The organism is Aquamicrobium terrae (assembly GCF_052978165.1).
This window is the reverse complement of record NZ_JBRKLZ010000001.1, coordinates 3,183,428-3,193,154: the sequence shown is the minus strand read 5'-3', so window position 1 is coordinate 3,193,154 and position 9,727 is coordinate 3,183,428. Positions and strand designations below refer to the sequence as shown.

Below are 9,727 nucleotides of genomic sequence, written 5' to 3'. Positions count from 1 at the left end.
TCACTCCGGCTGATGACAGACGGCTTCGATATTGTTGCCGTCCGGATCGAGAACGAAGGCACCGTAGTAGTTCGGGTGGTAGTGGGGCCGCAGGCCCGGTGCGCCATTGTCCTTGCCGCCCGCGGCCATCGCCGCCTCGTAGAAGGCATCGACCTCGGCACGCTTGTCGGCGGTGAAGGCATAGTGGCGGCCGGGGCCAGCCTCCTTCACCTCGTGCAGCCAGAACTGCGGGCGGTCATAGCCATAACCGCCGACCTTCACCCCGCCGGTGTGTTCCTCCGGCACCATCATCACCAGCGTGGCGCCCAGCGGCGCCAGCGCCGCATCGTAGAACTTTCGTGACGCCTCGAAATCGGTCACTTCTATTCCGGTATGGTCGATCATCGCTTCACCTCCCATGTCGTGATGCGTTCGCCACTGGCGGGGTCCTTGCCGTCCTTCAATTGCACGCCCCTGGCCAGCAATTCGTCGCGAATGCGGTCGGCCTCGCCCCAGTTTTTATCCCGGATGAAGGCAAGGCGAGCGGCAATCGCTTCATCCACTGCCGCCTTGTCCACTTCGGCGCTGACGTCGAAGCCGAGGAATTCGAGCGCACCACGCAGCGAGGCGGCAGCCGCCTTGTCGCCCTCCAGCGCCTCGCCGGCGAGCTGCGTCAGCACCTGAAAGGCGGAATAGGTCGAAAGATCGTCGCACAGTTCCGCGATCACCTCGTCCGGCACAGCGGCGGAGCCTTCGGCGAGGTCGGCGGCACGCTTCCACTTGCGCAGCGTGTTCTCCGCTTCCTCCAGCTTGCGCACGGCGAAATCGATGGGCTCGCGGTAATGCGTCATCAGCATGGCCAGCCGCAGCACCTCGCCCGACCATTCGCGACCGCCGAAATTCTCCGTCTCCAGCAGCTCGTGGATGGTGAAGAAGTTGCCGAGGCTTTTCGACATCTTCTGGCCTTCCACCTGCAGGAAGCCGTTGTGCAGCCAGTAATTGGCCATCACCGAGGTGCCATGGGCGCAACGCGACTGGGCGATCTCGTTCTCGTGATGCGGGAAGATGAGGTCGAGCCCGCCGCCATGGATATCGAAGACCTCACCCAGATAGGCCGCCGACATGGCCGAGCACTCGATGTGCCAGCCCGGCCGGCCCTTTGGCTTCCCCGTCCAGCCTGCGGTTGTCCACGCCTCTTGGCCCCAAGGGCTGTCCCAGCCTGGCTCCTCCGGCGAGGATAGCTTCCACAGCACGAAATCCTGCGGGTTCTTCTTGTGCGTGTCGACGGCGACACGGGCGCCGGCCTGCTGCTCGTCCAGCGGGCGCTTGGAGAGCTGCCCATAGTCCGGCATCGAGGCGGTGTCGAACAGGACTTCCCCTGCCGCTTCATAGGCATGGCCGCGTTCGATGAGAGATTGAATCAACGAAACCATATCCGTCTTGCCATCCGGCCGCGCGAGCACGAACTCCGTCGCGCGCGGCTCGAAGGTCGGCGGCAGGCAGCCCAGCGCCTTCACATCCTTGTGGAACTGGTCTGCGGTCTTTTCCGTCACCCGGCGGATAGCGTCGTTGAGCGTGAGCTTGTCGGCGGCGATATCATCGCCGAAATCGCGCAGGGCGCGCGCGTTGATCTTGTCGTCGACGTCGGTGATGTTGCGCACATAGGTGACGTGGTCCGCGCCATAGAGATGGCGCAGCAGCCGGTAGAGCACGTCGAAGACGATGACCGGGCGCGCATTGCCGATATGGGCGAAGTCGTAGACGGTCGGCCCGCACACATACATGCGCACGTTCGACGCATCGATGGGGGAGAAATCCTCCTTCGCGCGGGTGAGCGTGTTGGTGAGGCGCAGGCCCTTGGTTTCCCTGGTCATTCATCCCCTTCCCGGCATTGCCGGTTCAAACAGATACAGTTGCCCTTCAGCCTGCTGGCCGGGTCGTTTGTCCGATCTGGAAGGAAGATGGGCGAAAACGTCCGGGCCAGCGCGAGGCTAGCCGATAATCGAAATGCCACAAATGGCGAAGGACATCTTCATGGCCGGCTTTATCGCCTTCGCCGCTGTTGCCGTCAAGCCGCTATCGCGGCGGAAAAGATCGCCTTGGCGGCCACGGCCTCACAAAAAGAAAGATTTTATTAAACATGTATGTAGAGCGTGAAGGATATCAAAAATACTCCACCTTCGCGTCACGATTTCGACGGAATCGAATACCACTTACTGGGGTAATAAGTTGATCTGGACTCTGGGGAAGAACAATGACCAGAAAGAAACAGGAAAAGCGACCTGAAAAGCCAGTATTGGCCAACCAGTATCGCGCCATCGGGCCGGCGGCAGTGGCTGCTGCACTCATGCACATGACCAAGAAGAAGAAGCCGGTCCAGAAATTCATCTCGCCTCGCCCGGCATAAGCTGGCAAGGGGCGGCCCGACATCTTGCCGCCACCGGAACCGGGCGGTGGGCAATTGTCGCGCGGCCTCGCTCAGAACAGGGACATCTGCGTGTCTTCGGGCGCCTTCGTGGAAGGCGCCTTTTGTTTCGGCTCCGGCGGCGCCTCGAACCTTTCCTGTACTTCCGGCCCCGTATTCGCCACCTTGTTGACGAGGCTGGAGACCGGGATCGCCTCGAAGAAATCCGGCTGGGCCGGTTTCAACAGGTCCGCCACGTCGCGCGGTTCCTGGTGACGGCAATCGAGCCAACGGCCAAAATCCTTCTCCTCGATCACCACCGGCATGCGGTGGTGAATATTGGCAATCGCCGGATTGGCCGCAGTGGTGAGCAGCGCACCGGTGTCCATCTCCGATCCGCCGGATTCGGCGTAGGTTTCCATCAGGGCTGCGAAGGCGACCAGCCCGCCATGGCGCGGCCGGATCCAATACGCCTGCCCCTTGGCCGCGCCGCTCTGCTGCCATTCATAGAAGCCGGAGGCCGGCACCAGCGCGCGCCGATGGCGCATGGCGGTGCGGAAGGAGGCCTTGCCGGCCGCTTCCTCGGAGCGGGCGTTGAACAACAGCGGAAAACCGCGCGTCTCCTTCACCCAGGCGGGGATCAGTCCCCAGCGCACCAGCAGCGCCTCGCGGTCCGGCAGGTTGGAGCCGGGCGGGCGCGGCGGCGCGGCCAGCGCCATCAGGATCGGCTGGGTGGGCGCGATGTTGTAGCGCGCCGGAAAGTCCTGCAATTCGCCGACGCCGAGAAAGGCGGCGGTCTGATCCGCCGTGGCCGTGAGCGCGAAACGCCCGCACATGGATACGATCCTTTTTCTGCTGCCGGACAAAGGTGGGCATGGAACAGGGCGCATGCAACCGCTAAAGCTACCCTGACCGCTCCATCCACAACCGGTCAGGAAAGCATGACGACATTGCCGGAAATCCCCGCCGTTTCGGTCGCGCTGGTGCGCGGCGACAGGGTGCTTTTGGTCGAGCGCGGCCGTGCGCCCTCGCAAGGGCTCTATGCCTTCCCCGGCGGCAAGGTGGAGCCCGGAGAGACGCTGGAGGAAGCCGCGCGGCGCGAACTGGCCGAGGAAACCACGCTTGGCGGGCGCGCCTACCGGCCGGTACGCACCCTTCTCATCGAAGGCGCGCGCACTCACTATCCCGTCGATTACAGGCTGACCGTGTTCGCGGCCGAATATACCGGGGGCGAGGCGGTGGCCGGCGACGACGCGGCGAATGCAGCCTTCTATTCGCTTGCCGAGATGCGCGGCATGGAACTGGCCGATTCGGTGCTGGAGGTGGCCGAGGAACTGCTGGGCGCCGGGGACCTTGCACGCGACAAATTGTCCGGGGAGAAGGCACCGTGAGACGCATCCTGCTTGCCGTCGCGCTTGTCCTGTCCACCGCGCTCGCCTCTGGCCCCGCCCGTTCGGCCGAGGCGCCTTTCGAGGCCGGGCTGATGCGGCTTGCCGAAATCCTGGGGTCGCTGCACTTCCTGCGCAACCTGTGCGGCGAGAACGGCGCCGAGTGGCGCGGCCAGATGGAAAAGCTGCTCGAATCGGAGAATCCCGATCCCGACCGGCGGGCCCGTTTCATCGCCTCCTTCAACAGGGGATACCGCTCCTTCGGGGAGACCTACAAAAGCTGTACCCCCTCGGCTGTCGCGGCCATCAATCGGTATATGAAGGAAGGTGAGGCGTTGACCCGGGATATCGCTTCGCGTTACGGCAATTAAGAGCCTGTTAACTTTTCCGGCAAAGCGCGCGCACAAAGCCCGCGCAGGCGTGGTAGAGTCTTAATGGGACATTAAAGGGACACGTCGACTTTGATCCGCATTTTATGGATCGATGTTTGAATACGGGTGAGTGTTGCGTATGGAACACAGTATCAGCGACATCGACGCCATGGTCAGGGAAGAAAAGCGCCTGACTGCCGTCGAAAGCCACAACGAAGCCTGGGCCGAAGGCCTTTCGGCCGGGATCGAGCCCGAGATCATCGCTGAAGCCGCGCTGGAAACCGCGTTCTGCGAGATGCTGCGCACCAATGGCGAGACGGCGGCGCTGGCCCTGCTCGACCGCATGCGCGAAAAGGTGGTCGGCGGCGCATTCGAACCGCACCGACTGCGCCACTAGAACAGCGTCCGGCCGGCCCGGTCCCAACCTTGGCTTTGACGCCGCCATCCCCGTGGGGCATGATCCCGGCGCGATGGAGATGCGGACATTGAACTTTCGAAATTCCGGTGGAGCCGGCTCGCTTCGGCTCGGCGTGTGCGTGCTTGCCCTTTCAATTGCGACAGCGACGGCCCTGACGGGCATGACCGCGCCTGCGGCGGCGCTCAGCGAAATCAAGCGCGAGGAACTGCCCTCGCCCTCCACGCCCCCGGCCGCTTCCACCGACGACGTATCCCCCGGCGCCGTGCCGCTGCCGGACCCGATCCACACCTCGCAGCCGCCTTCCGGCGAGACCGAATCGCCGGAGGACGAGCAGCCGCCGGCGCAGGTCGATCCCGACACCACCCCTGACGGCGATTCGACGGCGCGCCCGCACGTCTCGCCCGATGCCCCGCTGCCCGAGATCATCTACGATCTCGACAAGCTGCCGGAACCCGTGCGGCGCATGCACGGGCTGATCCTCGAAGCCTCCAAGAGCGGCGACATCAACCGGCTTAAGCCTCTCGTCGGTGCCAGCGACAGCGGCACCCAGCTTTCCCTGACAGAGATCGACGGCGATCCGATCGAGTTCCTCAAGGGGCTTTCGGGCGACACCGAAGGACAGGAAATCCTCGCCATCATGGAAGAGGTGCTGAGCGCCGGCTTCGTCCACCTCGATGCCGGGACCCCGCAGGAACTCTATGTCTGGCCCTATTTCTTCGCCGTGCCGCTCGACAAGCTCGACGCGCGCCAGCGGGTGGAACTGTTCAAGATCGTGACCGCCGGCGACTATGAGGACATGCAGCAGTTCGGCGCCTACATCTTCTACCGCCTCGGCATCACGCCGGAGGGGCGCTGGGCGTTCTTCGTGGCGGGAGACTGAACCGCCGGGATTGGCAGCAGGGATGACCTGTCCCGCTTGCGAGGGCGCAGCGGGCGGACTATCTAGAGCATGGTCCCGAAAAGTCGCAGACCTTTCGGGCAGGTTCATGTGTCAAAAGCAGAACCTGGAGCCAGATGGCGGTTCACGGAAAAGCCATCCGTTCCAGGACGCATCATTTGCAGATTCAGGCTCGCTCCCGCCCATGCCTTTCGCCCATCTCGAAGACCGCGCCATCATTCTCGTGTCCGGCCCCGAGGCCGAGCACTTCCTGCAGAACATCCTGACCGTCGACCTCGATACACTCGAGGATGGCGAGGTGAAACCCGGCGCGCTGCTTGCGCCGCAGGGCAAGATACTGTTCGATTTCCTGATCTCGCGGGCCGGGCCGGAAACGTTCCGGCTCGAATGCCGGGCAGATGTGGCGGCAGATTTCCACCGCCGCCTCCTGCTCTACAAGCTGCGCGCCAAAGCCGAGATTACCAAGCCGGAACAGGTGGTTGTGACCGTCGCCTGGCAGGCTGATTCAGCCGGTTCAGATAATGATTCAACGGCGCTGCGCGATATGCGTTTCGCGGCGGGCAACGTCACGCGTGATTATGGCGCGGCAGGCGAAGGCGGCGACATCGAGGCGTGGCAGGCCTTCCGCATCGCCCATGGCGTCGCCGAAAGCGGCCTCGACTACCAGCTCGGCGATGCGTTCCCGCATGACGTGCTTCTCGACCAGGTTGGCGGCGTCGGCTTTGCCAAGGGCTGCTATGTCGGCCAGGAAGTGGTGTCGCGCATGCAGCATCGCGGCACGGCGCGGCGGCGCGTGCTGATCGCCACCGCCGACAGCCCCCTGCCCGCGCCCGGCACGGAGCTCACCGTCGAAGGACGCCCGGTCGGCACGCTGGGCTCGGTCAGCGGCAGCCATGGCCTCGCCATCGCCCGCATCGACCGGGTGAAGAGCGCGATCGATGCGGGCAAGTCCATCCTCGCGGGCGATGTCCCAGTCACGCTGGCCATCCCCGGCTGGGCGAAATTCACCTTCCCGGAGGACGCGACGTCTTCGGAGGGCGCCTGATGGCCGACCGCCCCGGCGCACCGCCGCGCGCCTGGCAGCGCATGCTGTCCGGCCGCCGGCTCGACCTGCTCGACCCCTCGCCCCTCGATATCGAGATCTCCGACATCGCCCATGGCCTTGCCCGCGTGGCGCGGTGGAACGGCCAGACCGTCGGCCCGCATGCCTTTTCCGTCGCCCAGCATTCGCTTCTGGTGGAAGCCATCTTCTGCGCACAAGCCAAGGCACCCTCACCCGAAGCGCGGATGGCGGCGCTTCTGCACGACGCGCCGGAATATGTGATCGGCGACATGATCTCGCCGTTCAAGTCGGTGGTCGGCGGCGGCTACAAGGAATGCGAGAAGCGCCTGCAGCGGGCGATCCATCTGCGCTTCTCGCTGCCGGCCGAGCTTCCGGCCGGCCTCGTCAAGGACATCAAGCGGGCCGACCAGGTCGCCGCCTATTTCGAAGCGACGCTGCTGGCCGGCTTTTCGACGGCCGAAGCCGCCCAGTTCTTCGGCCGGCCGCGCGGCATCAGTCCCGACAGGTTCGACGTGACGCCACGCTCGGTGACGGTAGCGCAGGACGCCTTCCTCAAGCGCTTCGCCGCGCTGGAAAAGCTGCGCGCCAACGGCTCAATCGCGGTCCGGCGCGCCTAGCGGAAAAAATGCACGGTAAGGCCGCGCCTCGTCGATGGCGCGGGCGAAGGACGGGCGGCCGTTCAGGCGGCTGCGATAGGCGCGCGCATTGGCGAATTTTTCCGGTATTGGGTGCGACCAGTCGGCATAGAAAAGCGCCGGGCCTGCCGCACAATCGGCAAGACTGAAACTGTCGCCGGCCGCCCATTCGCGGCCCGCCAGATGGGCATCCAGCCAGCCATAGGCTTTTTCCAGCATCCGCTTCGCATCTTCCACGCCCTTCGGATCGCGATCTTCGGGCTTGCGCAGCACGTCGAAGACAAGCTTCTGCTGCGGCGTGGAAACATAGTTGTCGAAGAAGCGGTCCATGAAACGCACCTCGACCGCGAGCTTCGGATCGTCCGGGATCAGGCGCACCTCCCCCGGATGGAAAGCCTGCAGATGCTCGATGATGATGGTGGCTTCATGAACGGGCCTCCCCTCATCCATAAGCATCGGAAACTTCGCCATCGGCCACAGCGATTGCAGCTTTTCCATCGCCGACGGATTTTCAGGCGACAGCATGACGTAGTCGAAGGGCGTGTCGTTCTCATAGAGGGCGATCAACGCCTTCTGGCAAAAGGACGAAAACGGATGCGCATAAAGCTCCAGTGCCATGGTCAGGCCTCTCCTTGACGACGATAGCGTAACAGAACCGCCCCGGTATCAAATGCCCGCGTCTCGACAAGATCGAGATCGATGGAGCGCGAGCCATTTTCGAACAGGCGCATGCCCTTGCCCTGCAGCGCAGGCCGCACCAAAAGGCGATATTCGTCGATCAGGTCCAGTTCGACGAAACTGCGCGCCAACCTGCCGCCGCCGAACAGGAACAGGTCCTTCTCGTTCGACGCCTTCAGGCGCGCGACGGCGCCGGGCAGATCGTCCTTCACCAGGGTGGCGTTCCAGCCGGGATCGCCCGACAGCGTGCGGGAAAACACGGTCTTCGGCTTGGCGTTCATCTGGCCCGCATAGGCGATTCCAGCGGCCGGGCTTTCCGGGTCGGTATCGGCCGTTTCCCAGAAGGCCTTATTGAATTCGAAATTGACGCGGCCGTAGAGGAAATGGCCGGATTGCTCCATCGCTTCCAGCGCCCAGGCCTCCATGTCGTCGGACCATTGCGGCGGGATGAACGTCCCGTCTTCCCCGGCGAAGTAACCGTCCAGCGTCATGAACATGGACAGGACCACTTTCGACATCGTCCTTCTCCCATCATTTAATTGTGATTGCACTTCGCAACCGGTTGCTCAATAGCAAGACCAATCCTATTTTGCAATCAGTTTTGGCAAAAGGGAAATCCGGACAGGATGCAAAGCGCCCACCGATCGGGCTGTCCGATCAATCTGACATTGGAAATGCTGGGCGACCGCTGGAGCCTGATCGTCATTCGCGACATCATGTTCGGCAACCGGCGCCATTTCCGCGAGTTGCTGAACAATTCGGAGGAAGGCATCGCTTCCAACATCCTGGCCGACCGCCTGAAGCGGCTGGTGGCCAACGGGCTGCTGTGGAAACGCGCCGACCCCAGCCACAGCCAGAAAAGCATCTACAGCCTCACCGAACCGGCCATCCAGCTCGTGCCGGTGTTCGCCGCCATGGGCGCATGGGGCCGCCGGCACACGCCGGTGTCGCGGCAGCTTTCCGTGCGGGCGGAACTGCTGGAAAAAGGTGGGCCCGACCTGTGGGGGGACTTCATGGCCGAATTGCGCAGCCTCCACCTCGACGCGCCGCGACCGGCGCGCTCGGTGTTTGCGGAACTGCAGGCGGCCTATCTGGAAGCGATGGAAAAACCCGCCTGAGCCTTCCAGCCCCTGTCCTATTGGCGTTCCTCCAAATCTGCGCAAAGATGCCGATGGGGAACGGAGTGGGGGTATCGATGTTCGAAACGGGCATCATGCTCGGAGCAATCGTGTGGTTGCTTTCGGGATTGTGGTTTGTCGTTTCAATTATGCGCCTTTTCAGGAAGCGGTGGCGCAAAAGCGCTCTCCTGCATCTGAAGCTGGCCGCCGGCCTGTTCGTCCTGTCCCTCGCCGCCGTCATCTGGTGCAACCAGTTCGTCTATCTCGACTATGGCCTCGCTTCCCGGGAAGAGCTGGAACAGGCACGGGCCGAACGCAAGGCCACCGCACAGGCAGAACGCGCGGCAGCGGCGGCCAGAGCCGAAGCGGAAAAAGCGGCGGCGGCAAAGCTGAAAGCGGAGCGCGAAGCCGCGCAGGCAGTGCTCGATGCCAGGAAGAAAGCGGAACAGCAGGCCGCCGAGGCTGCCAGAAAGGCGGAGAAGGAAGCCGCCGAACTGGCCAGGAAATGCGGTGACACGACGATGGCCTTCGTCATGTCGCAGGAGTTCGTGACCCGCAATCTGAAGGCGCCTTCAACCGCGAAGTTTCCCTGGTACACCGACAATCAGGTCTCGGTGACGCAGAAACCCAGATGCGCTTTCCGCGTCGTCGCGTGGGTGGACGCGCAGAACGGCTTCGGAGCACAGATCCGCTCGCGCTATGTCGTCGACCTCAAATATCTTGCGGCGTCGGGCGAGTGGCTGCTGACCGACATCGAAATCCGCTGACAGTCCTG

14 protein-coding genes are annotated in these 9,727 nt (G+C 63.6%); 9 read left to right on the top strand and 5 right to left on the bottom strand.

Features of this window, described 5'->3' with window-relative positions:
* Together ACVCNR_RS15750 and cysS are read right to left on the bottom strand one after the other, a co-directional pair.
* Complete coding sequence (locus tag ACVCNR_RS15750) at positions 1-384, bottom strand: VOC family protein (protein WP_354192756.1); 384 nt, start codon at positions 382-384, stop codon at positions 1-3.
* Positions 381-1,853, bottom strand: a complete 1,473-nt coding sequence (gene cysS, locus ACVCNR_RS15745; RefSeq protein WP_447075434.1) for a cysteine--tRNA ligase — start codon at positions 1,851-1,853, stop codon at positions 381-383. The genes ACVCNR_RS15750 and cysS overlap by 4 nt, the downstream gene beginning before the upstream one ends.
* Positions 1,854-2,233: 380 nt before the next feature.
* On the opposite strand from cysS, the gene ACVCNR_RS15740 reads away from it, so the two are divergent.
* Positions 2,234-2,386 carry a hypothetical protein gene (locus ACVCNR_RS15740; protein WP_354192758.1) on the top strand — a complete coding sequence of 51 codons (153 nt, stop codon included), beginning with the start codon at positions 2,234-2,236 and terminating at the stop codon, positions 2,384-2,386.
* Positions 2,387-2,457: 71 nt separating this feature from the next.
* On the opposite strand, the gene ACVCNR_RS15735 is transcribed toward ACVCNR_RS15740, so the two are convergent.
* Positions 2,458-3,219, bottom strand: coding sequence for an SOS response-associated peptidase (locus ACVCNR_RS15735; protein ID WP_447075433.1), 762 nt, complete (start codon positions 3,217-3,219; stop codon positions 2,458-2,460).
* 105 nt (positions 3,220-3,324) lie between these two features.
* On the opposite strand from ACVCNR_RS15735, the gene ACVCNR_RS15730 reads away from it, so the two are divergent.
* The 6 genes from ACVCNR_RS15730 (at position 3,325) to ACVCNR_RS15705 (ending at position 7,138) form a co-directional block, all read left to right on the top strand.
* Entirely contained in the window at positions 3,325-3,774 is a 450-nt protein-coding gene (locus ACVCNR_RS15730) for an NUDIX hydrolase (protein WP_354192761.1), read from the top strand.
* Positions 3,771-4,142, top strand: coding sequence for a TIGR02301 family protein (locus ACVCNR_RS15725; RefSeq protein ID WP_435521528.1), 372 nt, complete (start codon positions 3,771-3,773; stop codon positions 4,140-4,142). The genes ACVCNR_RS15730 and ACVCNR_RS15725 overlap by 4 nt, the downstream gene beginning before the upstream one ends.
* 139 nt (positions 4,143-4,281) lie before the next feature.
* Positions 4,282-4,539, top strand: a complete 258-nt coding sequence (locus tag ACVCNR_RS15720; RefSeq protein ID WP_354192762.1) for a hypothetical protein — start codon at positions 4,282-4,284, stop codon at positions 4,537-4,539.
* Positions 4,540-4,627: 88 nt separating this feature from the next.
* Positions 4,628-5,440, top strand: a complete 813-nt coding sequence (locus tag ACVCNR_RS15715; protein ID WP_447075432.1) for a hypothetical protein — start codon at positions 4,628-4,630, stop codon at positions 5,438-5,440.
* A gap of 202 nt (positions 5,441-5,642) precedes the next feature.
* Positions 5,643-6,503 (top strand): CAF17-like 4Fe-4S cluster assembly/insertion protein YgfZ, encoded by an 861-nt coding sequence (gene ygfZ, locus ACVCNR_RS15710; RefSeq protein ID WP_447075431.1) that lies wholly within the window; start codon positions 5,643-5,645, stop codon positions 6,501-6,503.
* The gene (locus ACVCNR_RS15705; protein ID WP_447075713.1) at positions 6,500-7,138 is read left to right on the top strand and encodes an HD domain-containing protein; all 639 of its coding nucleotides are present in this window, start codon (positions 6,500-6,502) and stop codon (positions 7,136-7,138) included. Before ygfZ ends, ACVCNR_RS15705 begins: the two co-directional genes overlap by 4 nt.
* On the opposite strand, the gene ACVCNR_RS15700 is transcribed toward ACVCNR_RS15705, so the two are convergent.
* Both ACVCNR_RS15700 and ACVCNR_RS15695 read right to left on the bottom strand, forming a co-directional pair.
* Positions 7,115-7,774 (bottom strand): glutathione S-transferase family protein, encoded by a 660-nt coding sequence (locus ACVCNR_RS15700; protein ID WP_354192766.1) that lies wholly within the window; start codon positions 7,772-7,774, stop codon positions 7,115-7,117. The genes ACVCNR_RS15705 and ACVCNR_RS15700 overlap by 24 nt on opposite strands.
* A 2-nt stretch (positions 7,775-7,776) precedes the next feature.
* Positions 7,777-8,352, bottom strand: coding sequence for a dihydrofolate reductase family protein (locus ACVCNR_RS15695; protein WP_447075430.1), 576 nt, complete (start codon positions 8,350-8,352; stop codon positions 7,777-7,779).
* A 108-nt stretch (positions 8,353-8,460) separates the two neighbouring features.
* On the opposite strand from ACVCNR_RS15695, the gene ACVCNR_RS15690 reads away from it, so the two are divergent.
* Both ACVCNR_RS15690 and ACVCNR_RS15685 read left to right on the top strand, forming a co-directional pair.
* Positions 8,461-8,952, top strand: coding sequence for a winged helix-turn-helix transcriptional regulator (locus ACVCNR_RS15690; RefSeq protein ID WP_447075429.1), 492 nt, complete (start codon positions 8,461-8,463; stop codon positions 8,950-8,952).
* A gap of 77 nt (positions 8,953-9,029) precedes the next feature.
* Positions 9,030-9,719: a hypothetical protein gene (locus tag ACVCNR_RS15685; protein WP_447075428.1), complete on the top strand. Its 690-nt coding sequence runs from the start codon at positions 9,030-9,032 to the stop codon at positions 9,717-9,719.
* Positions 9,720-9,727 lie beyond the last annotated feature (8 nt).

What these genes read in the sequence shown, in the direction of transcription:
- ACVCNR_RS15690 (WP_447075429.1), top strand. Translation starts at nt 8,461, where the DNA reads ATGCAAAGCGCCCACCGATCGGGCTGTCCGATCAATCTGACATTGGAA.
- ACVCNR_RS15720 (WP_354192762.1), top strand. Translation starts at nt 4,282, where the DNA reads ATGGAACACAGTATCAGCGACATCGACGCCATGGTCAGGGAAGAAAAG.
- cysS (WP_447075434.1), bottom strand. Translation starts at nt 1,853, where the DNA reads ATGACCAGGGAAACCAAGGGCCTGCGCCTCACCAACACGCTCACCCGC.
- ACVCNR_RS15695 (WP_447075430.1), bottom strand. Translation starts at nt 8,352, where the DNA reads ATGTCGAAAGTGGTCCTGTCCATGTTCATGACGCTGGACGGTTACTTC.
- ygfZ (WP_447075431.1), top strand. Translation starts at nt 5,643, where the DNA reads ATGCCTTTCGCCCATCTCGAAGACCGCGCCATCATTCTCGTGTCCGGC.
- ACVCNR_RS15700 (WP_354192766.1), bottom strand. Translation starts at nt 7,774, where the DNA reads ATGGCACTGGAGCTTTATGCGCATCCGTTTTCGTCCTTTTGCCAGAAG.
- ACVCNR_RS15730 (WP_354192761.1), top strand. Translation starts at nt 3,325, where the DNA reads ATGACGACATTGCCGGAAATCCCCGCCGTTTCGGTCGCGCTGGTGCGC.
- ACVCNR_RS15735 (WP_447075433.1), bottom strand. Translation starts at nt 3,219, where the DNA reads ATGTGCGGGCGTTTCGCGCTCACGGCCACGGCGGATCAGACCGCCGCC.
- ACVCNR_RS15740 (WP_354192758.1), top strand. Translation starts at nt 2,234, where the DNA reads ATGACCAGAAAGAAACAGGAAAAGCGACCTGAAAAGCCAGTATTGGCC.
- ACVCNR_RS15750 (WP_354192756.1), bottom strand. Translation starts at nt 384, where the DNA reads ATGATCGACCATACCGGAATAGAAGTGACCGATTTCGAGGCGTCACGA.
- ACVCNR_RS15685 (WP_447075428.1), top strand. Translation starts at nt 9,030, where the DNA reads ATGTTCGAAACGGGCATCATGCTCGGAGCAATCGTGTGGTTGCTTTCG.